At 67.5% G+C, this 26,780-nt stretch carries 30 protein-coding genes and 1 tRNA gene; 13 read left to right on the top strand and 18 right to left on the bottom strand.

Annotation, left to right across the window (positions count from 1 at the left end):
• Positions 1–7: 7 nt before the first annotated feature.
• Complete coding sequence (locus tag BLU27_RS03430; RefSeq protein ID WP_092657101.1) at positions 8–1,333, bottom strand: FAD-dependent oxidoreductase; 1,326 nt, start codon at positions 1,331–1,333, stop codon at positions 8–10.
• A 275-nt stretch (positions 1,334–1,608) separates the two neighbouring features.
• On the opposite strand from BLU27_RS03430, the gene BLU27_RS03425 reads away from it, so the two are divergent.
• Positions 1,609–1,681 (top strand) — tRNA-Arg (locus BLU27_RS03425).
• Positions 1,682–2,056: 375 nt separating this feature from the next.
• On the opposite strand, the gene BLU27_RS29745 is transcribed toward BLU27_RS03425, so the two are convergent.
• From BLU27_RS29745 to BLU27_RS31080, 3 genes are read right to left on the bottom strand one after another with little or no spacing between them, the layout of a single operon-like run.
• Positions 2,057–2,815, bottom strand: coding sequence for a tyrosine-type recombinase/integrase (locus BLU27_RS29745; protein ID WP_197681658.1), 759 nt, complete (start codon positions 2,813–2,815; stop codon positions 2,057–2,059).
• A 49-nt stretch (positions 2,816–2,864) separates the two neighbouring features.
• Positions 2,865–3,371: a GntR family transcriptional regulator gene (locus tag BLU27_RS03410; protein WP_197681657.1), complete on the bottom strand. Its 507-nt coding sequence runs from the start codon at positions 3,369–3,371 to the stop codon at positions 2,865–2,867.
• Positions 3,319–3,633, bottom strand: coding sequence for a GntR family transcriptional regulator (locus tag BLU27_RS31080; protein WP_197681656.1), 315 nt, complete (start codon positions 3,631–3,633; stop codon positions 3,319–3,321). Before BLU27_RS31080 ends, BLU27_RS03410 begins: the two co-directional genes overlap by 53 nt.
• Positions 3,634–3,699: 66 nt before the next feature.
• Between BLU27_RS31080 and BLU27_RS03405 the strand changes: the two genes are divergently transcribed.
• Together BLU27_RS03405 and BLU27_RS03400 are read left to right on the top strand one after the other, a co-directional pair.
• On the top strand, positions 3,700–4,134 hold the full coding sequence (locus tag BLU27_RS03405) for an NUDIX hydrolase (protein WP_092650481.1): 435 nt from the start codon (positions 3,700–3,702) through the stop codon (positions 4,132–4,134).
• A gap of 38 nt (positions 4,135–4,172) precedes the next feature.
• Positions 4,173–5,210: a phosphotransferase family protein gene (locus BLU27_RS03400; RefSeq protein WP_241827759.1), complete on the top strand. Its 1,038-nt coding sequence runs from the start codon at positions 4,173–4,175 to the stop codon at positions 5,208–5,210.
• Between the two features lie 487 nt (positions 5,211–5,697).
• On the opposite strand, the gene BLU27_RS03395 is transcribed toward BLU27_RS03400, so the two are convergent.
• Complete coding sequence (locus BLU27_RS03395) at positions 5,698–6,450, bottom strand: SAM-dependent methyltransferase (protein WP_092650479.1); 753 nt, start codon at positions 6,448–6,450, stop codon at positions 5,698–5,700.
• 420 nt (positions 6,451–6,870) lie between these two features.
• On the opposite strand from BLU27_RS03395, the gene BLU27_RS03385 reads away from it, so the two are divergent.
• The 3 genes from BLU27_RS03385 to BLU27_RS03375 all read left to right on the top strand — a co-directional run bounded on the left by BLU27_RS03385 (position 6,871) and on the right by BLU27_RS03375 (position 9,843).
• Complete coding sequence (locus tag BLU27_RS03385) at positions 6,871–7,425, top strand: GNAT family N-acetyltransferase (RefSeq protein WP_092650475.1); 555 nt, start codon at positions 6,871–6,873, stop codon at positions 7,423–7,425.
• Between the two features lie 955 nt (positions 7,426–8,380).
• Complete coding sequence (locus BLU27_RS03380; RefSeq protein ID WP_157728192.1) at positions 8,381–9,019, top strand: ZIP family metal transporter; 639 nt, start codon at positions 8,381–8,383, stop codon at positions 9,017–9,019.
• Between the two features lie 557 nt (positions 9,020–9,576).
• Positions 9,577–9,843, top strand: a complete 267-nt coding sequence (locus BLU27_RS03375) for a hypothetical protein (RefSeq protein ID WP_092650471.1) — start codon at positions 9,577–9,579, stop codon at positions 9,841–9,843.
• Between the two features lie 658 nt (positions 9,844–10,501).
• On the opposite strand, the gene BLU27_RS03370 is transcribed toward BLU27_RS03375, so the two are convergent.
• The 4 genes from BLU27_RS03370 to BLU27_RS03355 form a co-directional block, all read right to left on the bottom strand.
• Positions 10,502–11,128 carry a hypothetical protein gene (locus BLU27_RS03370; protein WP_157728191.1) on the bottom strand — a complete coding sequence of 209 codons (627 nt, stop codon included), beginning with the start codon at positions 11,126–11,128 and terminating at the stop codon, positions 10,502–10,504.
• Between the two features lie 274 nt (positions 11,129–11,402).
• Complete coding sequence (locus BLU27_RS03365; protein ID WP_157728190.1) at positions 11,403–11,954, bottom strand: hypothetical protein; 552 nt, start codon at positions 11,952–11,954, stop codon at positions 11,403–11,405.
• Between the two features lie 140 nt (positions 11,955–12,094).
• On the bottom strand, positions 12,095–12,631 hold the full coding sequence (locus BLU27_RS03360; protein WP_157728189.1) for a P-loop NTPase family protein: 537 nt from the start codon (positions 12,629–12,631) through the stop codon (positions 12,095–12,097).
• A gap of 355 nt (positions 12,632–12,986) precedes the next feature.
• Positions 12,987–13,721 (bottom strand): Stf0 family sulfotransferase, encoded by a 735-nt coding sequence (locus BLU27_RS03355; protein ID WP_157728188.1) that lies wholly within the window; start codon positions 13,719–13,721, stop codon positions 12,987–12,989.
• Positions 13,722–13,877: 156 nt separating this feature from the next.
• Between BLU27_RS03355 and BLU27_RS03350 the strand changes: the two genes are divergently transcribed.
• A complete protein-coding gene (locus BLU27_RS03350; protein WP_092650460.1) occupies positions 13,878–14,546 on the top strand; it encodes a class I SAM-dependent methyltransferase in 669 nt (222 codons plus the stop codon).
• 87 nt (positions 14,547–14,633) lie between these two features.
• Here the strand turns inward: BLU27_RS03350 and BLU27_RS03345 are convergent, their stop codons facing one another.
• From BLU27_RS03345 to BLU27_RS03335, 3 genes are all read right to left on the bottom strand, one after another.
• Positions 14,634–15,953, bottom strand: coding sequence for a glycosyltransferase (locus BLU27_RS03345; protein ID WP_092650458.1), 1,320 nt, complete (start codon positions 15,951–15,953; stop codon positions 14,634–14,636).
• An 80-nt stretch (positions 15,954–16,033) separates the two neighbouring features.
• Positions 16,034–16,483, bottom strand: coding sequence for a VOC family protein (locus tag BLU27_RS03340; RefSeq protein WP_092650456.1), 450 nt, complete (start codon positions 16,481–16,483; stop codon positions 16,034–16,036).
• A 54-nt stretch (positions 16,484–16,537) separates the two neighbouring features.
• A complete protein-coding gene (locus BLU27_RS03335) occupies positions 16,538–17,902 on the bottom strand; it encodes a serine hydrolase (RefSeq protein WP_092650454.1) in 1,365 nt (454 codons plus the stop codon).
• Between the two features lie 257 nt (positions 17,903–18,159).
• On the opposite strand from BLU27_RS03335, the gene BLU27_RS03330 reads away from it, so the two are divergent.
• Positions 18,160–18,675, top strand: coding sequence for a putative immunity protein (locus BLU27_RS03330; protein WP_092650452.1), 516 nt, complete (start codon positions 18,160–18,162; stop codon positions 18,673–18,675).
• Between the two features lie 283 nt (positions 18,676–18,958).
• On the opposite strand, the gene BLU27_RS03325 is transcribed toward BLU27_RS03330, so the two are convergent.
• Entirely contained in the window at positions 18,959–20,035 is a 1,077-nt protein-coding gene (locus BLU27_RS03325) for a phosphotransferase enzyme family protein (RefSeq protein ID WP_092650450.1), read from the bottom strand.
• A gap of 180 nt (positions 20,036–20,215) precedes the next feature.
• On the opposite strand from BLU27_RS03325, the gene BLU27_RS03320 reads away from it, so the two are divergent.
• The 4 genes from BLU27_RS03320 (at position 20,216) to BLU27_RS03305 (ending at position 22,794) form a co-directional block, all read left to right on the top strand.
• Entirely contained in the window at positions 20,216–20,656 is a 441-nt protein-coding gene (locus BLU27_RS03320; protein ID WP_092650448.1) for a GNAT family N-acetyltransferase, read from the top strand.
• A gap of 104 nt (positions 20,657–20,760) precedes the next feature.
• Complete coding sequence (locus tag BLU27_RS03315) at positions 20,761–21,120, top strand: VOC family protein (RefSeq protein ID WP_092650446.1); 360 nt, start codon at positions 20,761–20,763, stop codon at positions 21,118–21,120.
• Positions 21,121–21,704: 584 nt separating this feature from the next.
• Entirely contained in the window at positions 21,705–21,881 is a 177-nt protein-coding gene (locus BLU27_RS28750; RefSeq protein ID WP_157728187.1) for a hypothetical protein, read from the top strand.
• Positions 21,882–21,981: 100 nt separating this feature from the next.
• Positions 21,982–22,794, top strand: a complete 813-nt coding sequence (locus BLU27_RS03305) for an HAD family hydrolase (protein WP_092650444.1) — start codon at positions 21,982–21,984, stop codon at positions 22,792–22,794.
• A 37-nt stretch (positions 22,795–22,831) separates the two neighbouring features.
• Here the strand turns inward: BLU27_RS03305 and BLU27_RS03300 are convergent, their stop codons facing one another.
• From BLU27_RS03300 to BLU27_RS03290, 3 genes are all read right to left on the bottom strand, one after another.
• Complete coding sequence (locus BLU27_RS03300) at positions 22,832–23,221, bottom strand: VOC family protein (RefSeq protein WP_092650442.1); 390 nt, start codon at positions 23,219–23,221, stop codon at positions 22,832–22,834.
• Between the two features lie 7 nt (positions 23,222–23,228).
• Positions 23,229–24,047 carry an arsenate reductase/protein-tyrosine-phosphatase family protein gene (locus BLU27_RS03295; RefSeq protein WP_092650440.1) on the bottom strand — a complete coding sequence of 273 codons (819 nt, stop codon included), beginning with the start codon at positions 24,045–24,047 and terminating at the stop codon, positions 23,229–23,231.
• Between the two features lie 110 nt (positions 24,048–24,157).
• On the bottom strand, positions 24,158–24,652 hold the full coding sequence (locus BLU27_RS03290; RefSeq protein WP_092650438.1) for a GNAT family N-acetyltransferase: 495 nt from the start codon (positions 24,650–24,652) through the stop codon (positions 24,158–24,160).
• 99 nt (positions 24,653–24,751) lie between these two features.
• Between BLU27_RS03290 and BLU27_RS03285 the strand changes: the two genes are divergently transcribed.
• A complete protein-coding gene (locus BLU27_RS03285) occupies positions 24,752–25,552 on the top strand; it encodes a nucleotidyltransferase domain-containing protein (RefSeq protein WP_092650436.1) in 801 nt (266 codons plus the stop codon).
• Between the two features lie 5 nt (positions 25,553–25,557).
• On the opposite strand, the gene BLU27_RS03280 is transcribed toward BLU27_RS03285, so the two are convergent.
• The gene (locus BLU27_RS03280) at positions 25,558–26,040 is read right to left on the bottom strand and encodes an NUDIX hydrolase (RefSeq protein ID WP_092650434.1); all 483 of its coding nucleotides are present in this window, start codon (positions 26,038–26,040) and stop codon (positions 25,558–25,560) included.
• Between the two features lie 57 nt (positions 26,041–26,097).
• The gene (locus BLU27_RS03275) at positions 26,098–26,721 is read right to left on the bottom strand and encodes a class F sortase (RefSeq protein WP_092650432.1); all 624 of its coding nucleotides are present in this window, start codon (positions 26,719–26,721) and stop codon (positions 26,098–26,100) included.
• Between the last annotated feature and the right edge of the window lie 59 nt (positions 26,722–26,780).

Below are 26,780 nucleotides of genomic sequence, written 5' to 3'. Positions count from 1 at the left end.
CCCACCTTCACGACGCCCCCCTGCCGACCGGGGGCGACGTCAGGACGGACTCGTCCAGGCGGGGTGTTCGCGGGCCGTAGGCGTTGGACCGGGCGCTCAGCCAGCGCACCAACGGAACCTCGGTGATCAGGCGCAGCGGCAGCGGTGGCCGGAACGCCTTGTCCGCGCGCAGGGTGGCCGCCGACCGGCGTTCGGTGCGGATCTGCTGGCGCTGGACGGAGATGATCGCGGGCTCACGGTTCTCCTGGACGCGGGCGAGTTCGGCGTCGCTGACAAGCCCCCGTTGGCGGAGCGGGCGGGCCAGCACGTTGGCCACCGTCACCGCGTCCTGGATGGCCATCAGGATGCCGTTGCCGCCGACCGGTGAGATCACGTGTGCGGCGTCGCCGATGAGCAGCAGTCCCGGGCGGTGCCAGCGCTCCACGCGGGCGATGTCGACCGACAGCAGCGTCAGCCGGGACCAGTCGGCGAGCAGATGTGCCCGGTCGGCCAGCCACGGCACCCAGCGGCGGATGAAGTCCTGGATGGGTACGACGCCTGCCTCACGGGCCTGCGCGTACTTCCCCTTGGGGATCGTGTAGCCGACCTGCCAGGTCTCGGTGCGGCCGAGGACTCCGACGTACCCGCCGACGCCGAAGTACAGCGAGACGTCCGCGTCCGGCGGGTCGCTCCGCGGTCGGCGGGGCAGCTCGAACCACAGCACGTCCGCGCCGGCGCCGAACGACTCCGCGGGCATGTCGGCCAGCCTCCGCAGCCGGGAGAACCTGCCGTCCGCGCCGATCACCAGCCGGGCCGGAAGCTCGTGCTCTCCGTCCGGTCCGCGGTAGCGCACACCCTGGACCACGCCGTCCTCGTCCTCCAGCAGGCCGGTGACCCGGGCCTGCCTCCGCAACGTGAACGTCGGCAACTCCGCCGCCTTGGCGGCCATGAAGTCGAGGAAGCGGTCCTGTGGCATCAGCGCGACGTACGGGAAGCGGGTGCGCAGGCGGCCGTAGTCGGTGGTGGTGATCGTCGCGGTGGGGGTGTGGAAGCGGAAGTACCGGGCGCGGTAGTGGTCGAGCCGGAGGAGCTCGTCGGCCAGGCCGAGGGTGTCCAGGAGCTCCAGGGTGGCCGGGTGGAGGGTGTCGCCGCGGAAGTTGCGGTCGAAGTCGGCGTGCGCCTCCAGCAGGGTCACCCGGACTCCCGCCCGGGCGAGGAGGTAGGCGGCGATCATGCCGCCCGGCCCGCCGCCGACGACAACGCAGGTGACCGACGGTCGCCGGAGGCGGGCGGGGGCACGATCGGTGGCGGACGCGGTCGTGCGAGCCGGGTCGGCAGCCGAGCCGTTCGCCATGTCGCGTCCCTCCTCCGCGTGCACCGGTGGCTCGGGGGCTGGGAGGTCCACCGGTGTTGGAGTCAGTTTTAGCACTGAAACCCGATCCTTGAGTACTCCCGACTTCGCTCCGGCCGGGCCTTGCTCGCTCGGTCTTTGCCCGCAATGCCTCTGACCTGCGGATTCATCCCACGGAGGATCCGTCCGAACCGGCCCGGAACGGGCACTCGGTACGCTGAGGGGTAACTGGTTCGGCGGCACCGGAGGGGTACCTGTAGACTCTCCAACCGTTCCCGGCGCTCGTAGCTCAACGGATAGAGCATCTGACTACGGATCAGAAGGTTGGGGGTTCGAATCCCTCCGAGCGCGCACATGGTGGCACCTAGACAAGAGGCCCCTGACCAGGCACAACGCCTGAGCAGGGGCCTTCGTCATTTGACAACCGTTCCCATCTGGCGGCCGGTTTGCTAACGCTTCTGCCAACACGAGGTCGTCGCGAGGGGCAGCGGATCGGCCTCGTCGAGCGCCTGGTCCGCGGCAGCGGAGGCTGGATGCCCGCCGACTTGTTGTGCGCACTGATCAATTTCGGCATGAGCTGGGACACGGTGTCGGGGTACACCGGTGACCCCAGCCCTGTCGTGAACACGTGGCCGTCGCTCGACCACGCCGCGCCAGCCACAAGCTGCTCCTGTGCCTGCCTCGATCGGTCCTCTCGGAGGACGCGGACTGTCCGAGCGTCGATGCTCACGAGGCGCTCGCGCGCCCACCCTTCGTCGTTCCCTCGACACGCTCACCCGCGATGACCGCCGCGGATCCCCGGATCCTGATCTCCGACCCGTCGAGGTCGACGTCTGACCACCGCAGGTTGAGCAACTCGCCGCGACGAGCACCGGTGTACGCGGCCAGATGAAAGAACGCCGACAGGCGATGCGCAGACGTCGCTCGAAGGAAGATCCGCAACTCCTCGGCCGACCACACCGACCCAACCGGGGGCCGGGTCCTGCGTGGCCGCTTGGCCCGCTCCGCCGGGTTGGACGCAAGAACCTCGTCGACGCGCACCGCATCCGTGAGGGCCTTACGGACAATCGGGCCACGCGCCGCACTCGTCGGCTGGGGCGCAACGATCGCGCTCGCCCGCCACGACCACGCCAGCCTCGACCTGCAGCGGTGCGGGCCCGGGCCGTTGCCGGTGCACCGCTGGGAGTCCACGTACGGGGTACCGGTCAGGCACTCGAACTCCACCGGCCGGAACGGCGACCCAGCCGGCGCCTCCGGCAACGTCGGCTGATACTTCGACAGGATCCGCACCGTGATCGCGGCGTTCTTGCCCTCCGCGTTCGGATCCGCATCCAGCACGTCGAACGTCCACACCGGAAGATCGGTGTCCCGGTCGATCATCTGCACCGGGCTGTCCCGCGTGGACTTCTCAAAGTCCCTGGCGGGCTTCACCTCCGTAGAGGTGAACGCGTACACCCCATGCGGGAACGCGTGCTCGTTCGCCACCGGAATCCGTGTCTCCAGTCGGCGGTAAGGAAACCCTGGCGCCGGGGCGTCAGGAGGCGGGAAGTTCGTAGCTGAGGACGTACAGGTCGGCCGACATCACCGTGTCGCAGACCTCCACCGCCTGGTCGTCGACGTCGTAGGCCGTGCGAACCAGGCCGATCACCGGCGAGCCAGGTGCAAGGCGAAGGACCTTCACCTCGTCCGGCGTCGGCATCCTCGCCGTAACGTCCTCTGTGAACCGGCCGAGCTGGTGGCCGCCTTCCTCGATCCGGGCGTAGATACCGCCCGGGCCTGGGTTGGTCTCCACCATCGGCGTGCCCTTGGCCAGTTCCCACGGAATGTAGGAGGTCGCCGTCTCCGTGGGCTGGCCGTCGCTGAGGTACCGCCGGCTACGAACGAGCACCTCGGCACCCTTGCGCAGGCCCAGGCGCTGCGCGATGTCAGCCGGGGCCTTGTCGGGGTAGACACGGATCGAGTCGACGAAGGGCGTCACCTTCTCCGCCTCAGCGTCGTAGGCAGAGTGACCCGCCTCGGTGCCGACGAGCGAACCGGTCATGCGCCAAGCGACGCAACCGAGGACGCGCACGGACGAACACGCCACGACCGTGTTCGGCGATCACCACACCCTCACTCCGCAGCAGGCCCACAGCCTGGCGCACAGTCCCCTGCGCCACGCCGTACCGCTTCATCAACTCGGTCTCACTCGGCAACCGCTCACCGGGACCGAGATCGCCTCGCTCGATCGAGGACCGGAGCAAGTCGGCGATCTGCTTGTAGACAGGCCGGTCACTGGCCGTGTCCACGCCGCCCGTGACCATGCCGCCTCCTGTACTCCTCTACCTGACTTCGTACACTCTGGGTCACTGGAGTCCCGAGGAGCTCCCATGTCCCCAGCCCCGCTCCACTCCGTCAGCGTCGCCGCAGCCGTCCTCGACCCACAAGGACGGGTCCTGGCCATCCGACGCCGCGACAACGGCCACTGGGAACCACCCGGCGGCGTCCTCGAGCTCGAGGAATCCATCCACGACGGCCTCCGCAGAGAGGTCAAAGAGGAGACCGGCCTCCGCGTCGAACCCGACGCACTCACCGGCGTCTACAAGAACATGAACCGCGGAATCGTCGCCCTCGTCTTCCGCTGCCACCTCGCCGGCGGAACCGAGCAGACCAGCGTCGAGACCGACCGCGTCGCCTGGCTCACACCAGATCAGATCCGCGACCGCATGAGCGAGGCCTACGCCATCCGCCTCCTCGACGCCCTTCCTACAGAAGAGCCCCGGCCAGCCATCCGCAGTCACGACGGCGAACGCGTCACAAACTAGCGGTGCACCGAGCACACGGAACCGGTGATTAATCCTGTGTGCAGATCACCCTGGTGTGGTGTGAGACTTGGTACGTGTGTGACCAATCAACACCGGTCGTCGACGAGCCGGCTACCGATCCGGCGTTGCTGAGGATCTTGGCGGCCGCTGGTCTGCCGGCAACCGGGCGCTTTATTCGAAAGGCTGGCTGGGTTAGCCGCGCGTGGATCGGCGACGAATACGTCGTACGACTGAATACCGACGAACGGCACCGCGACGCGTATCGCCACGAGGCTGCAGTCGTCGACCTGCTCGCCGGCAGCGAGGTCCCACACGCCCGGCACATCGCCCACGGCGACGGCCCGGACGGGCCGTGGTACATCTCCGAACGCCTGCCCGGCCAAACCCTGTACGAGGCATGGCCGACGGCGGACTCGCACACGCGCCAAGCAATCATCGAGAGCCTTGGTGCTGCGTTGCGCGCCCTCCACCGGGTTCCTGTCCCGGCAGGCTTGCTGCCGCCCTGGCTGGCCGCCGCGCTCGCCGGCAAGTCGTGGGCTGCGTTCCACCCACCCGTGGTGGGTGCGGCGCTCGAGCAGGTCGAGGCTGCCCGGCGACTGCCCGGTCATGACTCGCGCCTGGTCGCGGACGTGGCCGATTGGGTCCAGGAGCGGTTGGTGTTGTTCGCCGCCGACGAACCCGTCCTTGTCCACGGCGATTTGCATGGATCTAATGTGATCGTCGACCGTGGACGTGTCACCGGTCTCATCGACTTCGCCGAGGCGTTGGCTCAGCCGGCGGATGTCGAGCTCGATACCATCCTGCGCTGGTGTGCGAGGGCGCGAGAGTTCCCACCCACACCCGATGAACAGGGGCTCGACGAGACCATACTCACAGAGGTTCCCGGATGGCTGCACGGCGCATATCCGGAGCTGTTCGAGCGCGAGCATCTGCGCGAGCGGTTGAACTTCTATGACATGTACGGGGAGCTCGTGCTATACGCACGCCACCCCCAGCCTGACGAACGCGAAGCGGCGCAGGACCGCATCACTCGCCTGCTCTCCGGCCACAACCATCTAGAAGGACTCATCTGGTAGGTCGTCGTCTTCGCACCTACACGGGACATCGTGACCCCCGAATCTGGGCGCGTGAGCTGGCTCAAGTCCGTCACGGCCGACACCCGTCGTCGTACATACGCGGGACGGGCGGGTCGATCCGAGGCGTCCTTGTTGATGCGTGCCGCGCCGAGATCGTGCATGCGCACGCGTCGCTTCTGCACGCCGGTGTCGCACAGCCCCTAGCGCCCCGGGTGTCGCGCCTCACCCGACGGAGGACAACGAGCGAATCTCTACTTTGACGATTCCGGCTCTTACGAGTCAAGGCGCCGCTGACGCGGCGCAGCCGCCCGGCCGTCTTGCGGGCGGCGCTGGCGCGCCGTCCTCGGGCTCACCGGGCGGAGGATGCCGGTGCCCGAGCTGGCAAGGATTCTGACCGCCCCGCCGTCCTCGCACGCCAGTCTCCGGCCTCCTCTTCGCGCGTCAAGTGCGCCTGCGGCGTCGCTCCGCGAAAGGTGGCCGGCGGCCGCTAGCGGTTCATCACGGCGAAGATGCCGAATCCGAGGTACTCCCGCACGTACCTGGCGTGGCGGGCAGGCGAAGTGGCGAGCGATGACCGCATCTCGCCGGCCAGCTCGTCGTTGGGGTTCGCGTCCAGCCAGCGGCGAATGTTGAGCCACTGAGCTGCTGCGTAGCGATCCCAACCGTCCTGGTCGGCAAGGACCATCTCCACGACATCACAATCCAGTTCGCCGACGTGCTCGAGCAACTCCGGCAGCGGAAGGAACACGTCCTTGCTCGTGACGTAACAGCCCTCGACGCTGGCCTGGTCTGGAGGGTCCTGGCGCCAGAACGGTTCGCCGATCAGCATCATGCCGCCGGGTATGGTGCTGCGCCGAAGTGGGTCGACAGTGCCCGCGACGCCGTTGCCGACCCAGCTCGCGCCGATGCATGCCGCGATATCGACAGCCGTGTCGGCGACGTATCCGGAGGCGTCGCCATGCACGAACTCGGTCTTGGCCGAAACGCCCAGCTCATCTGCGCGTGCGCTGGCTTTGCCGATGAAGAATGTGCTGATGTCCATCCCGATCCCGGTGATGGCATGGTCGTGGGCCCAGGTGCACAGCATTTCGCCTGAGCCGCAGGCGAGGTCGAGTATGCGCGAGCCGGGTCGCAGATCGAGTGCGCGGCCCAGCGTTGCCAACTTCTCGCTGGTTAGCGGGTTGTTGATGCGGTGAGTGCTTTCACTGATGGTGAAGCTACGAAGTGCGGGGTCGTCCATTTCTGGGTCGTATCCTTCGGTCGAAGAGGTCATGGTGACGGTGAGCGGTCATGTGAACATCGACCGCGGCTGCGCGGACCACCAGGGTCACCCCTTCGAACGTCGGAACCCTCGAGTCGGACGACCGTACGATCACGCAGCCAGTGACGTCCACCAGATATTCATCCGGGCGATCACCTCACTGACCCCAGCGTGACCCCAACGACCTGCAATGCAGGACGACGATGAGCACCAGGTCGACGACCGCCCAAGCGCGGAAGGGCAGGTCGCGATCGGACTGCCTGCCTCTACGGATAGAGAGGTCACCAGGATCTTGGCGCTTAGCCTCTGTGGGAGTCTCGGGAGGGAAGGGGAGCGCTCCGAGTGGCGCGGCGGCGGTCCTGTACCCTCCCGCGACCGCTGCATCTCCACCATGATGTGATGTCGGGCGTGTCTTCGGCGAACCTCGTCGCGCTCAATGGTGACTTCGCACGCGTGCTCGCGCGCTGGGTGCGATCGCGCATGGATGCGACCCTGTTCGCGGGTGCGAGCTTTCCGTGGCCAGTGAGCGCTGACGCTTTTCTCGCGATGACGCAGGAGCCAGGGCGCGACGTGCGTGTGCTTCTAGACACCGAAGATCAGCCGGTGGCGACCGGATCGATCCTCATCACCTCGCAAGAGTGCGCACGTATCGGCAGAGTACTAGTAGATCCAGCCCGCCGGGGCGAAGGCTTCGGACGATCGATCATGCAGGCCCTCATTGAAGAGGTGTCGGCGCGGCCTCACGTGCGCTTGATCCGCCTCGGCGTTTACCAGCGCAACGCGGCCGCACGCGCCCTGTACGAGAGCCTGGGCTTCAAGGCAACACAGAAGCCCGGCCGCACTGCCGTTGTTGACGGAGAGAAGTGGCCGTCCGTCGAGATGCAGCGGGCAGTCCGAGCTGACCAGGGCACGCGGTCATCAGCAGATCCACGCCCGAGCCTAGGCCGCCCGTGATGCACGGACTCGGGCCATCCATGGGACAGGAGGCCGAGGCCGTCGCGTGACGGCGATGCCCCTGAGGTGCCCCGAACGGCCGTCAGCAGCCCTCAACAACCCACATCAACAAGCAGCACCCGACGGTTAGCGATGCACCAACTGACGGGTGACCTGCACACGAGAACCCACTCGTAATGCGTCGCTCGTTGCTAACACAGTTGCTAACAGGACCGCTGGATGATCACGGACACCAGCCGACGAAACGGTCGGCGGTGGATCTGTGGCCCCGCGTGAAGTGGACGATCTTGGACTCAACCACCTCGGAAACGCCGTTTGGCCACGTTCTGGCCACACGTCGAACTGCCGGGCCGTGTCGTCGAGCCGCGCCGCCCACGTGTCCATCTCGTCGGCGTACAGGTGGCCGTACAGATCCATCGTGATCGAAGCATGGCCGAGGATTATGGACGACCTTGGGCGGAGTGCCGGCCGAGATGTAGAGCGACGCCGCCCTGTGCCGCATGCCGTGGATCGTCAGCCCGCGCGGCGACGGTCGGGTGCCACACCGAACGCCGGAAGTTCGTCAACCACAGCGGACCACCCCTGGGAGGTGGAGACGAGGGCATCCCGGTCACGGCCCTCCAGGACGACGGCGAGCTCCTCGCACAGCGACGGTGGAAGCGGGACCGTTCGACTCTGGTGACTCTTCGGTGTGCCCTAGGCTCCGGGGTGCTCACCGGCCAAGCTTGGGAATGTATGTCTACGGGTCCTGTGGCCCACCTTGAGGCACGGGCACAACGACCTTGTTCGATCTGGCGTGGCGAAGGGAACGGTGTCACGTTCTGGTTGCCTCTTGTCCGGGTAGTCACGCCCTGTGGGCAGTGTGTTGCAGGTTCTCGGGATCGCTGGGTTAGCGGCAGCAATCACCGGGGTGGGTGCTGTCCTAGGCGAGCTGCTTACGCTGTCCAACCGCGTTGTGAGCGGTGCACTGCAGCTCGCCGCGGGCGTCCTGGTCGCCATCGTTTTCGTTGACCTGCTACCGCCGGCGGTGAGGGGCCTGGTGCTGGGTCGAGTCGTGCTCGCGTTCTTTGTTGGAAGCGCCCTGTTCGTGGTCTTCGACTACGCCTCGGCATGGCACACCGCCAGACGTGGGAAGGGAGAGTCGTCTACCGGCTCGGCCGGCCTGTTCGTGGGTGTCGTTGGTGACTTCCTCATAGATGCCGTCGTCATCGGCATCGGGGCAGCCCTTGACCTGGGCACCGGACTACTCCTGGCGACCGGAATGGCTATCGCCCAGGCACCACTGGCCTTCGTCGCCATCGCAACCGCCAAGGCACAGGGGATGCCCACCAACCGGCGTCGATTACTGATCGCGGCCTTCTTCGCGATCATCCTGGTGGGCGTACTGGTCGGCTACCTGGTGCTGAATAACCAGTCCGAGACCGTCATCTTGACACTGACCGCGGCCAGTGGGGGCTTCCTGATCACCGCCGTGGCCGAGATCATGGTCCCTGACGCGATCAGGTTTCTCGAACGGAAGGGCCCTAGCCTCACGCCGATCTGGTTCCCCATCGGCCTGACCGGCATGGCCCTGTTCAAGCTCACCAGCAAATGACCTCCCCAGGCGTGCTGGACAAGCCGTCGAGGCGCAGCCCGCGCCTCCACGTATGTCCGGAGGGGCGCCCGGATGCCTTCGGCCACTGCGCCCCAGCGCCGCCCGCAGGGCGGCCGGGCGGTCGCGCCGCGTCAGCGGCGCCTTGATACATCAGAGCCATCGCAGCAATGAAGGCGTTAGCGAGTCGGCCCTGCGTACGGTCACGACCGGTGTGGCTCATCAGCTGTTGTTGTGGGCTGGCTCGCACAGTGGTACCGCTGAACCTGCACAAGGACGTCATGCTTCGCGGAAGCGAGTCGTAGCTAATCTCTGTGTTCGGGTTGCCCCACCACGGGAGGATCGGCGGTAGCTCGGCGAGGGACTGCGTCGGCTGCTGCGATACCGGAAGGTCACCGTCGTCGCCATCCCACTGGCGCCCGTAATGCTCAGGCAGGTCACCCCAGCCGAAGTACGGGGACCGGTTCGGTGGGCTTCCAGGTCTCCGATCTGCTGCGCGACCTTTGTCGACCTGCCATGCTCTGCCCGTCACCATGGCGATGGCACGGGAGAGGCGTCGGATGTCCGAACCAGGCAGCAACACGAACGGCAACGTGCGGATCCTTGGGATCGGAATGATCCTCCTGGCCGCGGTCTTGCTGCTTGGGATCTCCATACTGCTGGCGCCGTTCGGTCCACTCGCCTTCGCCCTCGTCGCGCTGATCTCTGGCATCGTCGCCAAGAAGCGCGGATACAAGCGCGAAGTGTTCCACCTCCTGTACGGCGTCGCGGCCGTGTTCTTCCTGGTCTTCCTGCTGGTCGAGCTGGTTACACCCGCGCCCTGGTGACCCGAACTGCAGTGAGCCCGAGCGACGATGCTGGTGACGACTGGAGCGAGCACGACAAGCAGCGTGTCCGCTGGATGACCTACGCTCGCCCATCACCAGGTAGGTGGACACCGCCAGCAGGAGTACGACCCGGCTGGAACTGGATGCCACCCGATGGCGTCGAACCGCACCTCGAGCGAGTGCCGCGATGGGCGCGGATCTGGTTCTGGACACCATGGCTCGACCGGTTCGCCCACGTATGGCTGTGGCGCCACGGCGGCTTCGACGTCCTCCCGCCTGATGCTCCCGAGTGAGCGCGAAAGTGGCCGCATTCTGGCCGCACACAAGCCGTCAACCAACGTCAGACGATCATGCGGGCAGATCTGCAAACACCCAGGTCGGCCCGCATCCAGATGGTCCCGATCATGGTCTGTCGAGTCCTACGGATCAGAAGGTTGGGGGTTCGAATCCCTCCGAGCGCGCACTTTTCGGAAGGCCCCTGACCAAAGCCGACGAGCCCAACCCTCGGATGACGTTGGCGAGGTCATCGTCACCCCACCAGACGCCGACTGGCTCGCAGCCTCCACCTGTGGGCCACGCCGTCTTGGGTCGGGACGGGTTGGCTCTGGTCGTCGACGTTGCTGTACATCGCTGGCGTACAGCCCCGATGTCGGGTGATCTAGCTCTCGGGGAACTCGAGGTGCTTGAGCGCCTCGGGAGGGTGGCAGAGCGCTATCTCGCGTATGCCCCCGGCCGTGTCGCTGAGCGGGAGCCTGTAGACGTGGTGCCGTCCGAGCGCTGACCACCTCAGGGGAATCTCCTCGACAGTGGTGATCTGCCCTGCCTGACAGGGAGGTTTGGTCACCGTCACCCACACCACGACCCACTCGCCTGGCTTGATCGTGACGGGGAACGCCCGCACATCGCTTGCATAGCCGCCCATCAGCTCACCGTTGCCTTGATCCGGCACCCAGCCCACAGCCGTGATGCCGTAGGCGTGGTCGGACGCCAGCCCATCGACACGAACGGGGAACCTGCCGTCGTTCGCCAGGTCGTAGGCGATCCGGCCGTGCTGCCCAGTTGATGCGTCCACGATGTAGCGGGTCGGTGCCACGCCATCGGTCAACGCTTTGACCGAGCGAGTCTCCGGAGCCGAGAAGGTCCCCGTGGACAGTGGCGAGTACAGCGACGAGTACACAAGCCACACCGCGATGACGGCAATCACGACCAGGACAATGCCGCGCACGATCCCAGTCGCGCGCTTGCGTGGTCCACTCCTCCGCACGGCACTCTGCTCCAACGTCACGGCGGCTCCCGGATAGGTCCATGTAGTGCTCAGAAGATAGCTGCTGGAAGTAATGTCCGGTCCGCCTTTGGATCAACGACAAGACACATCACATGGTTTAGCTCCTGCTGGCCATCGCCGCTCAGATGGCGGCACTCCTATCTCCCGCCGTACGCAAGCATGTAGCCCGGCCTCAGGTGAAAGACGTCAACTGATGTGCGACATCTAGGACGCGCGCGGACAACGGCATGAGCGGACATCTGCGTTGGCCCTCTCGATGGCGCAATGAGCACTGTCAGCAGCAGGCTTGCTCGAATTGGTGCTGGCTTACGACGCGCATGAAGTTGTCGTTCTCGTCGCGGGCTTGTTGTTCAAGGGTGCCGGTGGGTTCGGCCGCTGGTACCTCACGGGTGGTGTCGTAGATGCGCACCTGTCCCGGCTTCATCGCTTGCAGGTCTTCGGTGGTGAAGAGGACGTAACTGCTTGTCCCTGAGCCGTCCTTGGCTCCCGCTGCGAGGTGGTAGATGACACCTGGTTCCAGCTGCGGCGCGGACCCTTTGGCGACCCAGCCGTGATCGGGCCGGTCGAACGACCACGACGTCGAGCCGGTGGCCGCAGGCCGCGCGTCCCATGCGGCGGCGCTGGGGGTGCTGTCTCTGAGTGGCTCGGCGTCCAAGAAGGCCAGGTCCAGGTGGTCGCCGGAACACACGCGCAGATAGGCGACGGGCCTTCGAGCGGCATCGACCCCGACACCTATGGTTCCGGTCACTGGTGGGCCGCAGGCGGAGACCAGGACAGCAACCGCGACGGCTGCCCCACCGACGATGAGCATGCGCGTACCGGACACGAGCGCAATGTACAGCCGACCGGTCGTCCCAGCGGGTTGGCGCGGCGGGCGGCCCTGGGGGCCGTGCGCGGACGCCCGGCGTCCGGCGCGGGACTTGCACCCGCCGCTCCCGTCAGTTGGCGTCGAGGCCGATCACGGCGTCATCGGCAGCCGCACGATGGCGGTCCCGCTGGGCGGTGGCCGGCGTCGAATCCGTCGAGGAACTCCCTGATCGCCCGTTTGGACTTGAACACGTGCCGAGACACGTGTCGCCCGTGCTGGGCAATGATCGCGAGCTCGTCTTCGTTCGCGCGCCGGTCCCGCCAGATGGCCGGGATCAGGCGCCATTCATCGCGCAACCGTTGCCAGGCCGAGTATTCACATCCTTCTGGTAGCTGGCCCGGCATTCGGAAGCCGCGCAGGAACGCTCGTCCCGCGCACCGCCACCACGGCGTGGCGAGGACTACCACGGTGTCGGCGCGTTCGAGACGGAGATCGAGCGTCTCCTTGTAGTTGCCATCGGCGATCCACGCGTCGCCCGCAAGGATGCGACGTTGCTTCTCGCGCCACTCGGCCTCCGACGGTTCGACCCAGCCGGGCTTCCAGAACTGCAGGTCGAGATGTATGAGGGGCAAGCCGGACTTGGCCGCAAGGGCGTGTGAGAACGTGGATTTCCCGGACCCGGCCTGTCCTGTCACGATGATGCGGCGTCCTGGCGGCACAGTTTGAGCAGGATCGGATACAGCTGAGGACGTAGACGACACAGGGACCCCTTTGAGTTAACGAGAACGAGGCCACTGCCGGCGCACGACAGGCATACCGGCAGTGCAGGCGGACAAGGCTCGCTGTGCCGCAGATCAAGGGCAGCACGCGATGACAGGTCACTCACGACCTACAACGTCAGCGCGCGCTTGAACGACCGGGCATTCCTCAGCTCCTCGCGGGTCACTCGCTGCCCGCACCCTACCGCCTCATCTGGCCAGGCGGTACACCGCGGGCCGATCGCGCAACAGAGCCTCCACGGCCGGCAACGCGTCGCTCGGGTCCGATGGTTCAGCGACCCCTGAATCTCGCAGCCCACTCGGCATTGACCTGATCGGCCTGCCGACGGTGTCCGATCACCAGTTGCCGGTCCGGCGGAAGGTGGAGCCCGAGATGGTCGAGCACCTTATGTGCAGTGCTTAGCGGGTCGGCCGCCAACTCCTCATAGACAACCTCATGGGGCACGATGTCGTTCGAGGCGAACCAGAGGGTCCAGTCGGCCTCGAACTTCTCGATTGCGGTGACCAGCCGTCCGATCAGTTCCTCGTCATAGTGAGGAGGTCGGCCTCCGGGTTCGACGGTCTCGTCCGGATGCCAATAGTGGGTTTGCAGAGCCTTCGCCCACGACACCGCCTGGGCCACGACATCACGTCGTCGCAGGTGAACGAACTTGAGCCGACCGAACTGGGCGCTCAACAGCTCCACGTCGGTCGCCGCTGATCCAGAGTTGGCGGCGGCAAGGTCACCGATCAGTTCCGGCAACGTCTCAGCCATGATCCTTCCGCCGAAGACACCATTGGATGTCCTTCCGGCGGCCAGCGCCGCTCGAACGTACGCTTCGTCGATCCGTCCGTCACGAGGGCGAGCTATCCGCCAGCCATCGGCGTAGTCGTGCAGGCCCCTACGGTTGAAGTAGGAGGCGGGGCGGCCGGCGATTCCGGACGACTTCAGCAGTCCGCACAGCAGGGTGCTTCCAGTGCGGGGCGTCGCGCAGATCAGGTACGAATCGATGCCTGGGTCGGTCACGGTGGCAAACGTAACGAAGCGCCAGGCTGCGCCCCAACCGAATTCCGCAGGACCAGTCGAGCACTCAAAACAGGGCACGCACCTGGCGATCCCCGGGGTCGGCGTACGCTCGACAGCGCGACGAACGATTCGGCCGAGGGCTGGCCTGGAGGCGCCGTGAGCAGCCCGGACGACCTGGCGGGAAGCCAGCGCCAACACTGGCAGGACACCTATCGCGCTCATCCCGGCCTGTACGGCGACACCCCGTCCGAGCCCGCGATCCACGCTGCCCGAGTCTTCGCCGACGCCGGCGCCACCGACCTGATCGAGCTCGGTGCCGGACACGGCCGCGACGCTCTCTTCCTCGCCCGCGAGGGCTACACCGTGCACGCCACCGACTTCAGTGTCGCTGCGCTCGACCAGCTCGCCCGAGCCGCGGAGGAGCAGGGAGTCGCCAACCGAGTCACGACCGAGCTGCACGACGTACGTGAACCGCTCCGACAGCCTGATCGCAGTGCCGACGGCGTGTTCGCCCACATGCTGTTGTGCATGGCGCTGTCCTCTGCACAGATCCACGCCTTGGTCGACGAGATCCGCCGAGTTCTACGTCCAGGCGGTGCCTTCGTCTACACCGTCCGACACACAGGCGACGCTCACTACGGCACCGGACGAGACCACGGCGACAACATTTTCGAACACGGCGGTTTCGCCGTCCACTTCTTCGACCGCAACCTGGTCGACCAACTCGCCGAAGGCTGGACCCTGCAGGAAGTCCACGCGTTCGAGGAGGGCGACCTTCCACGCCGCCTCTGGCGCATCACCCAGACCAAGCCGGCCGACGCCTGATCTGCGGCGCCCACCACCGGGAGAGCGGCCCTGATCGTCCTGCTCGTCAGCGTCGCCGGAATGATCGCGGTCAGCGTCGGATTCCCCTCACTGCTGCTGGTGGTCGTCTTCGGGGACGTGTGGAACGCGGCATTCGGCCCGGCGCCCTCGCTGTTCCAGAGTGCTGCGATCCGATCCGACGCCATGGCACCGGAGATCTCCGGCGCCTGGCTGAACGCGAGCGCCAATGTCGGCGTCGCGGCCGGCGGTCTCGTCCTCAACGTGTACGACATCCGTACGTTGGCCTGTGGCCAACCGCTCGAGCAGTGGTACCGCGGACTCGGGTCCGGGAAGGTTGGCGATCTCGCGTCGTACGGCTTCGGCCGCGTTGCGGTAGCGCGGATCGGACAGCATCGCGGATGCCGTACGCCGCACCATCTCAGGCGTGGTCGACGTCGGGGCGAGCACCTCTCCGGCCCCGAGGGCCGCGCACCTGGCCGCGTTGTGCGGTTGGTCGGCCCCCATCGGAATCACCAGCGAGGGTACCCCGTGGGCGAGTGCGCCGATGACGGTGCCCGAGCCGCCGTGCGAGACGACCAGGTCGCAGCTCGGCAGGATCTCGCCCTGGGGGACGTACTGGCGTAGCCGCACATTGGGCGGTTGCGGGCCCAACTCGGCCGGGTCGATGTGTTCGCCCACCGTGGCCACGGTGGTGAGGGGCAGCGGTCCGAGTCCGGCGAGCACGCGGGAGAAGAGGTCGCCCGACTCGGTGTTGAACTCCGTGCCGAGCGTGAAGTAGACGAGTCGACCGTTCGGTCGGGTGGCCACTGGAGGCGGCGCGTCCACAGGGCGGATGGAATGAGCGGTCGCCGGTAGCGGGAAGTCGGGATGGCGGAAGCTCGGCGGGACTGGTGACAGTACGAGGTGCCTGTCGAGCATCGTGAGTTCCGGGTCCGATGGCAACCCGTGCGCATCCCGCAACTCCGACAGCGGTGCAGCGACGGTCTCCTTGCGCAGGAGCGATCCTGCGGCAAGGACGACCACGCTGGCGTGGGGGATGCCCAGCCGCTCCGCCGCGACCATGCCCCCGAAGTCAACCTCGTCGCACACGAGGACGTCCGGCTTCCATTCTCGGCCCAGCTCGAGAATCGCCTTGGCACGCGCGGGCGCTTCGGACCTGGCGAAGATCTCCCGCAACTCCATCTCGGCACGTTCGTTGTCTGGCTCGAGCAACGGCAGCCGCGGTCGTACGTGTTCACGGGCAGGCTCGGTGGCGAACGCGGCGAAGCCGCTGGTTTCCATTGCCCGCACCATCGAGCCACTGCCCGCGACGGCGACGGTGTGGCCCTCGGCGACGACCGACCGCGCGATCGGTACCAGCGGCCGGAAGTGGCCGGGACCGCCGACGAACGTGAACAGCACGCGCACGCCGGGATGCTACCGGCAACGGGACGAAGCGAGGCGATCGACGGCCAGACCAACCAGTGGAGGGGCCCGCCTGAGCTGAACTACGTGATGCAGAACTCGTTTCCTTCGACGTCCTGCATGACGACGGCGCCGGCGGCCGGGCGCGCGACGACCTTCGCTCCGGCCAAGACCAGTCGCTCCACCTCGGCATCCTGCCGTGCGCGTACCTGATCGGCCGGCAACCCCTTGGAAGCTTTGATGTCCAGGTGCAAGCGGTTCTTGACGACCTTGCCTTCGGGCACGGCGATGAAGAAGATGTCCGGCCGGTTGCCTTGCGTGTCGACGATCGTTCGCATGGTATGACGCTGGTCCTCGGGTATGCCGTTGGCGTCGGCCCATGCCTCCCAGCTGTCGAAGCCCTCCGGCGGACTACCGGCCGGCTGGTCCGGCGGACTGCCCGGGTAGTTGTACCCCTCGAGCGCCGTCAGCCAGAACCGCGACACCTTGTCGACGTCCCTGCAGTCGAAGACGAGGTGAATGTCGTATGCCATGGCGAGTAGCCTTCCTTGCCGTCGGTGGACCGGGCTTGCTGGCGGTGGACCAGGTCAGGCAGAAGGCTCCGCGGCCCGCGGCACCAGCCGGCCGACGTGCTTGACCGCGACGACCGCGCCCGCGTCACGGACGAACTCCCCTTGCAGGCCGGCGAACGGGCCGCCGACGACCAGGAACCGTTCGTCGGGCAGCAGCCTCGACGGGAACTCCAGCGTCTCCGCAACACCGTCGTCGGTCAGGGTGCCGTGGATGACCAGCCCGGCGCCGTCGACGACGACCCGCAGCTCGAGACCCTCGGTGCGGTAGGCACCGGCGTAGGGAGCCAACTCGCCGGGACTGAGCGAGAGCGGCTCGGGCGGACGCTCGACCAGCCCGAGCCGGGTCTCCAGGGTTTCGCGCACGATCCGCTCCGACAGTTCCCGGCCGGACGGGGTGGCGTTGGTGAGTACGACGATCGCGAAGTCGTGCTCGGGCACCGCCGTGACCGTCGAGTGCTGACCGGCGACGTCGCCGTGATGCTCGATCAGGCGTACGCCGTCGATCTCGCGGAGCAGCCACGCGATCCCCACCCGGACGCCGGGCCACAGCTCGTGGTTCGTCGTCGGCGAGTGCATCGCCCGCAACCGTTGCTCCGCCAGCAGCCGGGTGCCGTCCGGCGAGCGGCCGTCGCCCAGCTGGAATCGTGCCCAGGTCAGCTGGTCGCCGAGGCTGGACGCAAGTCGCGCCCCGGCGGGCAGGTAACCGCGCGGGTCACTCCACGGTCGGCAGACCGACAGCGCCCCGTCGCCCGTGCCCGCCGCCCGGTGGCCGTGCGCGAACGGCCGCGTCATGATCTCGTTCAGCGACGTCGACGTCTGGCGCAGTCCGAGGGGGTCGAGGACCAGCCCGGCCAGCGCCCGCTCGAAGGTCTCGCCGGTAACCTTCTCCACCACGCGGCCGGCGAGCAGGAAGGCCGCGTTGTTGTACGACGCGGCCGTGCCCGGGGCGAACTGCTGAGGTAGCTCGGCGAGCAGCGCGACGGAGCGTTCCAGCGCGTCGTCACCCTCGCCGGTGTCGGTCCAGACGTCACCGCCGTCCCAGCCCGCGGTGTGGTTGAGCAGCTGACCGACGGTCAGGGTTCCGGTCGTGCTGTCGTCCTGCAACCGCAGCTCGGGGAGGTAGCGGCGGACCGGCTGGTCGAGCTCGACCCGCCCCTGGTCGACCAGGACCATGATCGCCGTGGCGGTGAACGTCTTGGCCGTCGAACCGATCTGGAACAACGTCGTCTCGTCGACCGGCCGGCCATGCTCGACGCTGGTGACGCCGTACGTGGCGATCTCGCGCTTCCCGCCGTGATCGACACCCACCGCGACGCCGGGAACACCAAGCTCCCGGGCCGCCTCCGCCACCTCGTCGAGAACGGTCGCCTGATCCTGCATGCCGAGACTCTACGGCAGGACGAGAGCTCCGCGGCAGGGCGAGAGCTCCGCGGCAGGACGAGAGCTCCACGAAGGGATCGGCGGCCGTTCCCCTCGGTGGGCGCGCGACATGGGTACGAGCCCGGCGGGGCTGCCGATCGTCGGCCAACAGTACGCCCGGCAACCGAGAGCAAGAAGGCCATGCCTCGTTACCATCATTCGCGAAATCCGCGGTTTGCGAGGTCTACCCGTCGCCACCACATGCAGGAGCGCAGACCATGATCCTCCCGAAGGTCAGGGACCTTCGCTTCGTGACGATCCGCCGCGGCGGAACCCTCACCGACTCCGACCACCAGCTCCTCGCTCTGTGGGCGGCGTCGTGTGCGGAGCACGTCCTCGGCCTCTTCGAGTCGGTGCGGCCCGAGGACCCACGACCGCGTCGGGCGATCGAGCACGCCCGCGCCTGGGTGCGTGGTGAGGTGAAGATGATGCACGCCCGCGCGGCGGGCGGCCACGCGATGGGCGCGGCCCGGGACCTGCGTGGGGCCGCACGACACGCCGCGTACGCCGCGGGTCAGGCCGCGGTCGTCGCACATGTCGCGGCGCACGAACTCGGCGCGGCCGCCTACGCGATCAAGGCCGTACGTGCCGCCGCCCCGGAAGGCGAGGGCGAGACCGCTGGGCGACGGGAGTGCCAGTGGCAGCGTGCCCAGCTCCCGCAGGCGATCCGCGAGCTCGTCCTCGACGACCAGCGGTTGAGAAACGACATCTGCTGGTCGGTGTTCGACTGCTGAGTACTCCGAACGCGCCGCGCTCTGCGCCGCGCGCCTACCGCCCAGCCGGCTTACGCACGCGGACGTTCTCAGAGTTCGTCAAGACGTCATCAACGCGTACTTCACGGGCGCATGAGCGCCGTACCGAGGGGCGGCGCGTTCGTCGATCGGGTTGTTCGGCGGCTCGGCTCGTTCGGGCGTGGTCCAGGTCGACGTTCCGGCGGCCCTACCCACGCGTCGAGATCTTGACCAGACGGCAGGAAAGTCAGTGTGCCGTCCGTACTTCTTCAGAAGCGAGAGTCGCTCACGATCCCGCCCTTGCAAAGGCAGTGCGCCAGCCGGGCAGGTCACGCGCGATCGGAAGCGTACGACGGACCTCGCCGACCATGACGCTCACGAGACTCCTCGCAGACTTCTCGTCGAGGTTGGCGACATGCCCGAATGCCCACAGCTGTTGACGTGCGAGCGCGGCCGGGACAGCCACGCGTTCATCGGATGTCAGCGGTTGGTCGAGCCCGCTCTCATAGCGGTCGACCAACCTACGCAACAGGCGAATTCGGTCATCCATCGCTGGCAAGAGCGTCTGGTCCGCGAAGAAGAGCGTCAGCGCGAGGTCGTCGACACGCGGCCGGCGACCGAGGAAGTCGAGGTCGATGACCCCGGCTACCAGTCCCGAGCGGAACAGGACGTTGTTGTCCCAGAAGTCGCCGTGCACCAGTTGAGGATGCGTAGGCGGGACAGCGGCTTCGGCAGACGCGACGATCTCGGCGATTTCCTCGGCTTCGTCACACATGCTGGCTACGTCGGTGCTGATCTCGCCCCACGAACGGATGCGCGCGACTCCACGAGCCGTCATTGCTTGAGCATCAGCGGCGTCGACCGCGTTCGCGAACGCCGGGCGTCGCGTTCCGGGCGCGGCGTCGACGCCGTCCAGGACGGAGTGGATACGGCCGAGCGCAGGCGTCCCCGCGTCCAAGCGATTCCAGGTGTCCATGTCGGCGTCGTGTTCGACGTACTCCTCCATCTCCACGAGACGTCCGTCGAACGACGCCCAGGGCCGACCGTCCGCGGTAGGAAGGGTGCGGGGGGTGGGGACGCCCGCGTCCCGCAACAGGTCGCGGATCCGCTGCAGGTCGGCCAGCCTCGTCGAGTCGACCCACGGCAGATACACGCGAACGACCACGGGACGTCCGGCACGCTTGGCGAGCAGGTTGAGATTCGAACTGCCACCGAGGTCACGGATGCCGAGGTCTCCAGGCGTTCCCGACGAGGTGCCGAGAGGGGGTTCGTCATCAAGTTCGAACGTTGTACGGACGGCACGCAGCAGTTCACCGGTTGTCGTCGCCCGCTCCCCGCGTTCGACCTCGGCAGCACCGTCCATCTGGTCCGACCCCTCTGCTCAGCCAGTCGCGCCGAGGTTACGGGCGCGCCCGCTGCATGGCGAGCGAATATTTGTGGGTTGGAGCGATGCGTACCCCCGGGAGGAAGATCTTCGGAGTCCATGGGATGCACGTGAAACCGGAGCTACGGTCGCTCACCGGGGACCTGAGGAGGTGGGACGTTGACCGGACATGAAGAGGGCCGTGACGGCGCCGTCGTTCGCCCGGCGACGGTCGCTGATCGCAACGGCATCACGTGGCTCCTGCGCCATCTGCACGCTGAAGGAGCTGATGGCACGACGCTTCCCCGCGTACGTCAGGAAGCACAGACGTTCGTCGCGACGAACGGCGAGCAGGTTGCCGGCCTGGTGGTCGCCACGTTCGTCGACTACGGCATCGAGGCGTACGGAACGGTGGAGGAACTCCTCGTCGAGCCGGCATCTCGTGGCCGGGGAGTTGGCCGCTCGCTGCTCGACCGCAGCCTGTCCTGGCTTGCTGCGGCCGGCGCCGAGGTCGTCTTCGTGTCCGCTCTCGACGAGGACGTGGTGGGCTTCTACGCATCGGCGGGTTTCAAGCCCTGCTCCGGCCCCTGGCTCTACTGGACCCGGCCCGTGCGCAGGTAGCTGAGTCCGGACACGCCGCAGGTCTTGTCGTGCTGTGCTGGATCGGCGAGTCGGACCGGAACAGAATGACTGGGTCGTACCGCTGCCGAGAAAAGGAGCCTCCCATGCAGGTCACCGAGATCAGGGCCAACCTGTCCGTCCCGGACATCGGCAAGGCCCGCGACTTCTACACGGACTACCTCGGGCTGAGCGTCGAGGCGTTCAACATGGGCTGGGTCGCCAACTTCCGGTCCCCGGACGGCCGGGCCGTCGTCCAGCTCGTCACCCGCGACGCCACTGCTCCGGTCGACTCGGTGATCTCGGCCGCGGTCGGCGACGACATCGAGGCGGCGTACGAGGACGCGCAACGGCGCGGCTACGAGATCGTCTACCCGCTCACCACCGAACCATGGGGCATTCGGAGGTTCTTCGTACGCGCTCCTGACGGCAACGTGATCAACGTCAACAGCCACCGGGACGAGTGACCTGTGACGCTGCGGGTTGAGGAAGGCCTTCCAACGTCCCTCGCCACACCGAACAAGGACACGCCGGGCGGGGACGCGAGCAGGGTGGATGATGGGACGACGCAGAGGATCTCCCAGGAGGACGTGTGGTCTCACTTCGCGGGACCTTGGGGTTCCTCGTGCCTGTCGCGCTCGCCATGGCATGGGCGGAGGCGGTTCACTGGCGGGCGTCGCGCCGCCTCACCAACCCCGATCGCGAAGGGACGGAGGCCGTCGTCGTACTCGGCTACCGCAACCCGGACGAGTCGCGGGCGAACGCGATGAACCGCTGGAGGGCGCGGGCGGGCCTGCGGTCGGTCGATCCTGCCGCGCCGTCGTCGCGGGTGGTGTTCTGTGGTGGGCCGCATGAGTGGGCTCCCCTGACACCAGCGTTCGCCGCGTATGGCCTGCTGGGGGTTGACCAAGGCTGCGCGGACAGCTCGCGACGCCAACTGACCGTTGATCAGCGACCTACGGATCGACCGATGGTGTACGGCTGGACACGATCGGATCACCGATCCGGGCCGGCTGTTGCCAGTGTGCGCAACGATCCTCACACTGCGGTCATGGGATGGTGGATCGTGTTCAGCATCATCACCCTGCTGGCGCTCTTCGGGCTGACCTACGGGTTCAAGGGCGAGGAGGCGCTGGAGCAGGCGCGGCAGGCCCGGACCGCGGGTGGCGGCAGCGGCGCGGAGAACTCCACGCCGCCTGACCACGCCGACATGTCAGGATGGGGCTGAGCCGGCGCCGATCCGGACCGGGATCCGGCGCTGTGCCCACGCTGATCCGACGCTGACCTGCGCTTCGCGACGTCAGCCACACGTGAGGGGCGCCGCCGCGATGACAAGCGACCTGCCGACCTCACCCGCACCCTCCGGATCGGCGCTCTCTGGACCGGCGCTCTCCGGATCGGCGCCCGTCCGGGGAGTGCTGTTCGACATCGACGACACCCTCTTCGACTACTCGTCCTCGGAGCGGTCCGGTCTGCTCGCGCACCTGGCCGCCCTCGACCTCCTGGACCGCTTTCCCGACTCGGAGGAACTCGTCGCCGTCTGGAGACGATTCGTGGACGAGGAGCACGCGCGCTTCCTGGCGGGCGAGCAGACCTTCACCGAGCAGCAGCTTTCCCGAACCAGACGCTTCCTCTCCCACCTCGGCTGCCTTCCGGCCGAGGGGATCTCCGACTCGGAGGCGGCCGCGTGGTTCGCCGGTTATGTGTCCCACCGCGACGCGCGCTGGGCGGCGTTCCCGGACGCCGCGCCGCTGCTGGAATCCCTCGCCTCCGCCTACCGCCTCGGTGTGATCTCCAACTCCTCGCACGACCACCAGTTGCGCAAGCTGGAACGGATCGGCCTGCTGGCGTACTTCGGCGCCGCGATCGTCTGCTCGGAGTCACACGGGACGGCGAAGCCGCATCCGAGCATCTTCCGGGCCGGTTGTGCGCTGCTCGGTCTGCCGCCCCACGAGGTCGCCTACGTCGGGGACAAGTACGCCGTGGACGCGGTGGGTGCGCGGGATGCCGGTCTGCAGGCGTACTGGCTCGACCGTACGGGTGCGAGTGCGGGCCCGGCGAGCGAGCGGGGCATCCAGGTGATCAGTTCGCTGGCGGAACTCCCGGCGTTGCTGCGACTCCGAGCCGACGATCGCGACTGAATCCGCCCAGCCCGACCAGTCCGACCAGTCCGCCTGGTCAGCCGCGTCCTGCAGCGGCGAACAGTTCGACGAGGTTCCCGGAAGGGTCGGCCAGGAGGATCTGCCGGCCGCCTGGCCCCGTCACCAGGTCGCTGCGGAAGGACAGCCCGGCCGCGCGCAGCCGCTCGATCTCGGCGTCGAGGTCGTCGACGATGAGGTGGATCCGGTTGCGACCGGGGCCCTTGGCGTCCTGCGGGGTGGCGCGGGCGCCGGAGCTCTGCTCGCCGGACAACAACAGTCGCAGGGAGCCGCGGGTCACGTCGGCGAAGGCGGGCACGTGTGCGGTGTGCACCGTGAACCCGAGGTGGGTCGTGTAGAAGTCGATCGCTGCCTGTACGTCGTCGACGACGTAGCGGACGCTGACGACGTTGTCCGCGGTCTCGGTCATGGCGGGCTCACTCCCTTGTCGTTGGTGTCGTTGGTGTCGTTGGTGTCGCAGTGGTCGTAGGTATGCCCAGGTAGTGGGTGAGGAACACGATGCGGGTGTGAAGGTCGGCTGCGACCCGTCTGAACGCGGCATAGCCGCCCTCCGCTGCGGGATCGGCGATGCTCCAGTGGGCGGTCTCGGGGCTCCCGGTGAACTCCGGGCAGATCTCGCGAAGCTTGTCGCACAACGTGATGACGTGGTGGAACCGTCGTCCGGCGAACTCGTCGAGATGCTTGCTCCGCCGACCGGTGAGGTCGATGTCGTACGCCCGCATGGCGCGTACGGCATTCGGGTGCAGCTCTTTGGGGTGGCTGCCGGCACTGGCGACCTCGGCGTACTCACCGGCCGCCCGCGCGAGCAGCGCTTCGGCCATCTGCGACCGTGCACTGTTGCCGGTGCAGAGGAACAGCACCCGGACCTTCCGAGCGTTTCGATTCCGGATGCGGGTCCGGCGTACTGTCAAGGCTGGCTGGACTGCGGTGCTCAGCCCGGGATGAAGCGCGGCGCCCGTCGACGCGAGCAGTTCCCCGCATCGGTTGAGGTCCGCGTGGTAGTAGCTGTCGCGATGATCGGCGGAGCTGCGTCGCATGGAGACGAGACCCGCGGCGCGCAGGCGTCCGAGGTGGTACGAAACCGTGTTCTGGGGTTGGTCGATCGCGGCGACGAGCTCCCCGACTCGCAGGTCGCTGCGCGCCAGCTCGGTGAGGAGTCGCCAGCGCACGGGGTTGCCCGCCAGCTGGAGAAAGACGGGCGGGGAGACGTCCGCATGCTTCGACCCGGCAGCCACGTCCCCACGATATACATCAAACCAGTTCGATGTATATCCCTCCAGAGGGACAAGACGTCACAGAGTTCTGGCCAAACCGCGCGGGGTCGGCGGTACGCGCGTGAGGCCCTTTATTGCCGAACCATCCGGTGCAGGGGCTTCCCGGTGGACTCGTGTGTCGTCGTCGCCCCGTCGGTCGTGAAGCCGTGCCGGCGATAGAACGCGATGGCGCGCTCGTTGCCTTCCAGGACCCACAGGTAGGCCGGCGAGTCTCCGAGGGCCGTGGCCAGGAGCAGGTCGGCCAGGCCGGTGCCATGGTGGGCAGCCAGTACGTTGATGGCCTGGAGTTCCCGTGGCGCCGGCGGATTGTCGTCGCGAGCCGGCCCGACGACGACGAACCCGGCGATCTCTCCCGCGTGCAGCCCGACCAGTCGTACGAGCTGTTCGGCGGACCCATCGGTCAGCGTGGCTCGCCACCGCTCGGCCGACCGTCGGGGATCCAGTTGGTCGAGATACTCCTGTGGCATCAGGCCCGGGTACGCCTCCCGCCAGACCCGAACGTGCACCTCACCGAGCGCGTCGGCGTCGGCTAGGACGGGCGGTCGGACCTCGTACTCACCGGGCATGTGCTCGCCTACCTGCCTGCTGTGTCAGACGCCGCGACGGCCTTCGGCAATCGTTACCACGCGGGCTCGGCGCGCTCAACACCAATAGGATGGGGCGGCATGTTGCCTGCGCAGGTGCACGAAGTGACGGACACCTATCTCCGACTCGTCGACGCGGCCGTTCCGGGTCTCGTCCGGGGCCTCTACCTGCACGGGTCCACGGCGCTGGGGGACTTCTGCCCGAGTCACAGCGACATCGACTTCGTGGCTCTGACGTCCCACCGACCCACCGAGCCCGAGGTCACCGCACTCGCCACCGTCCACGAGGAGCTGGACCGGCTGTACCCGCGTCCCTACTTCGACGGGGGATACCTGCTGCGTGCAGATCTCGCCGCCGATCCCGACCGGTGCCCGAACGTTCCGGGCTGCCTCGAAACCAAGTTCGAGCCGAGTGGGCGAATCACCGTGTCCCTGGTGACGTGGCACGAGTTGCACGAGCACGGCGTGGCGGTACGCGGGCCCGCGGTCGCGGAGCTCGGCGTGTGGACGGACAAGGCCACGCTGCTCGCCAACACCGGCAACAACCTGCGGACATATTGGAGGAGGTGGGTGAACAAGCTGGATCGGCTCGCCGAGACGGCGCCGGACCGGGCGGTCGATCCGTGGTTCGTGGAGTGGTGCGTACTCGGCTCCGTTCGACTGCACGCACTGCTGGTCACCGGACGGCTGCACTCCAAGGGCGGTGCCGGCCGATGGGCAGTGGAAACCGAGGCGTTCGGGCCACACTGGCGGCCGATCCTCACCGAGGCGCTGCGGATCAGGTACGGCGACGACGGGCCGTCGACGTACGCGGACCTGCTGCATCGACACCGCGAAACCCGGGACTTCCTCGCCACCGTCGTAGCCGCGAACGAAGCCTGACCGGCCTACTCCGCGGGGCACAGCCGGGCGAGGGCAGCGTCGATGGGCGTCAGGTCGGGGAGTTCCGTAGCCGGGTGCCACCACGTCGCGCCGGACATCTCGGCGTTCGGTACGAACGGGAGCGGCGTATCCACCCGGCCTCGGTAGACGGCGAGGAACTCGCTCCGGTCGTCGGGTGCGCAGGTCACCCGGGCCACGCCCGCGAGGTCGAGGTCGTGCGTCCGCTGCCCGCTCTCCTCCTCGAGTTCGCGTACGGCGGCCTCGCGAGGAGTCTCACCCGGATCGATCATGCCGCCCGGCAACTCCCACAGCTGCCGGAACCGGTTGAAGACCATCAGACAGGTGCCGCCGTGCCAGAGCACCACCAGCGAAGCCGTCAACGGTACGGATGGGTCCAGGCGGACGAGATCCTCCTCGGCGAGCCGCTCGAGACTCACCAGCACCGACCCGTCGGCGTTCTTCACCGGTAGCACAGGAACGTCGTTCACGAGCGCACAGTCTTCCACGTGCCCGCGCTGGTACCCAGAGGTTTACCGACTGCAAGCTCAGCTTGCGTACACGATGAGGTTCTGCTGGTATCCGCCGTTGGAGCGGTCGTAGGAGCCGGCGCAGGTGATCAACCGGAGGACTGGATGCTTGTCCCTGTTCCAGATCCGCCCGTACGGAAGCGCATCCCTGTCGGCGCGTTCGAGTCGTTCGACGGTGAAGGTGTGACGCGCGTCGGCCAGGTCGGTCACGGTGATCCGATCGCCGGGTTGGAGTTCCCGGAGCCGGTAGAAGACGTCTCGGCCGGTCCTGGAGTCGACGTGGGCAACGATGACCGCCGGTCCGGGCTCGCCGGGCCGTGCTCCTTCGACGTACCAACCGGCCTGGTTGGAGTCGTACGCCGGAGTCTCCATCTCCCCGTCCGGTAGCAGCCCGACACCGACCACGGTGGCATCCACGTCAATGGCGGGGATGGTGAGGAACGCCGGGTCGGCGACCTGACCTCGAGCGGCATTCGCTGATGCCCTGGAAGTGGTGACCGGCTTGGCGGACGGAGCGGCCTGCGTGGTCGCGCCGTGCTTCGCGGATCCGGGTGCGGCGACTGATGCGGGTGCACCACCACAGCTCGCGAGAAGTGCTGAGGTGAGCAGTACGACAAAGATGCACGTGACGAAGCGGCGCATGTGGGCTGGCTTTCCGGGACCTGAGGACTGACAAGGTTGAGTTGACGCCGGGCGGGCGT

The organism is Actinopolymorpha singaporensis, assembly GCF_900104745.1.
GTDB classification, from domain to species: domain Bacteria; phylum Actinomycetota; class Actinomycetes; order Propionibacteriales; family Actinopolymorphaceae; genus Actinopolymorpha; species Actinopolymorpha singaporensis.
The sequence above is the reverse complement of the archived record's forward strand: the minus strand, read 5'-3'. Positions and strand labels throughout refer to the sequence as shown.

Excerpts from the sequence above, each read along its gene's own strand:
- BLU27_RS03335 (WP_092650454.1), bottom strand. The coding sequence starts at position 17,902 with ATGCAGGATCAGGCGACCGTTCTCGACGAGGTGGCGGAGGCGGCCCGG.
- BLU27_RS03385 (WP_092650475.1), top strand. The coding sequence starts at position 6,871 with ATGTCGGGCGTGTCTTCGGCGAACCTCGTCGCGCTCAATGGTGACTTC.
- BLU27_RS03300 (WP_092650442.1), bottom strand. The coding sequence starts at position 23,221 with ATGACCGAGACCGCGGACAACGTCGTCAGCGTCCGCTACGTCGTCGAC.
- BLU27_RS03275 (WP_092650432.1), bottom strand. The coding sequence starts at position 26,721 with ATGCGCCGCTTCGTCACGTGCATCTTTGTCGTACTGCTCACCTCAGCA.
- BLU27_RS03325 (WP_092650450.1), bottom strand. The coding sequence starts at position 20,035 with ATGGACGGTGCTGCCGAGGTCGAACGCGGGGAGCGGGCGACGACAACC.
- BLU27_RS03305 (WP_092650444.1), top strand. The coding sequence starts at position 21,982 with ATGACAAGCGACCTGCCGACCTCACCCGCACCCTCCGGATCGGCGCTC.
- BLU27_RS03285 (WP_092650436.1), top strand. The coding sequence starts at position 24,752 with ATGTTGCCTGCGCAGGTGCACGAAGTGACGGACACCTATCTCCGACTC.
- BLU27_RS03340 (WP_092650456.1), bottom strand. The coding sequence starts at position 16,483 with ATGGCATACGACATTCACCTCGTCTTCGACTGCAGGGACGTCGACAAG.
- BLU27_RS28750 (WP_157728187.1), top strand. The coding sequence starts at position 21,705 with ATGGGATGGTGGATCGTGTTCAGCATCATCACCCTGCTGGCGCTCTTC.
- BLU27_RS03410 (WP_197681657.1), bottom strand. The coding sequence starts at position 3,371 with ATGACCGGTTCGCTCGTCGGCACCGAGGCGGGTCACTCTGCCTACGAC.
- BLU27_RS03405 (WP_092650481.1), top strand. The coding sequence starts at position 3,700 with ATGTCCCCAGCCCCGCTCCACTCCGTCAGCGTCGCCGCAGCCGTCCTC.
- BLU27_RS31080 (WP_197681656.1), bottom strand. The coding sequence starts at position 3,633 with ATGGTCACGGGCGGCGTGGACACGGCCAGTGACCGGCCTGTCTACAAG.
- BLU27_RS03395 (WP_092650479.1), bottom strand. The coding sequence starts at position 6,450 with ATGGACGACCCCGCACTTCGTAGCTTCACCATCAGTGAAAGCACTCAC.
- BLU27_RS03315 (WP_092650446.1), top strand. The coding sequence starts at position 20,761 with ATGCAGGTCACCGAGATCAGGGCCAACCTGTCCGTCCCGGACATCGGC.
- BLU27_RS03430 (WP_092657101.1), bottom strand. The coding sequence starts at position 1,333 with ATGGCGAACGGCTCGGCTGCCGACCCGGCTCGCACGACCGCGTCCGCC.
- BLU27_RS03375 (WP_092650471.1), top strand. The coding sequence starts at position 9,577 with ATGTCCGAACCAGGCAGCAACACGAACGGCAACGTGCGGATCCTTGGG.
- BLU27_RS03290 (WP_092650438.1), bottom strand. The coding sequence starts at position 24,652 with ATGCCCGGTGAGTACGAGGTCCGACCGCCCGTCCTAGCCGACGCCGAC.
- BLU27_RS03330 (WP_092650452.1), top strand. The coding sequence starts at position 18,160 with ATGATCCTCCCGAAGGTCAGGGACCTTCGCTTCGTGACGATCCGCCGC.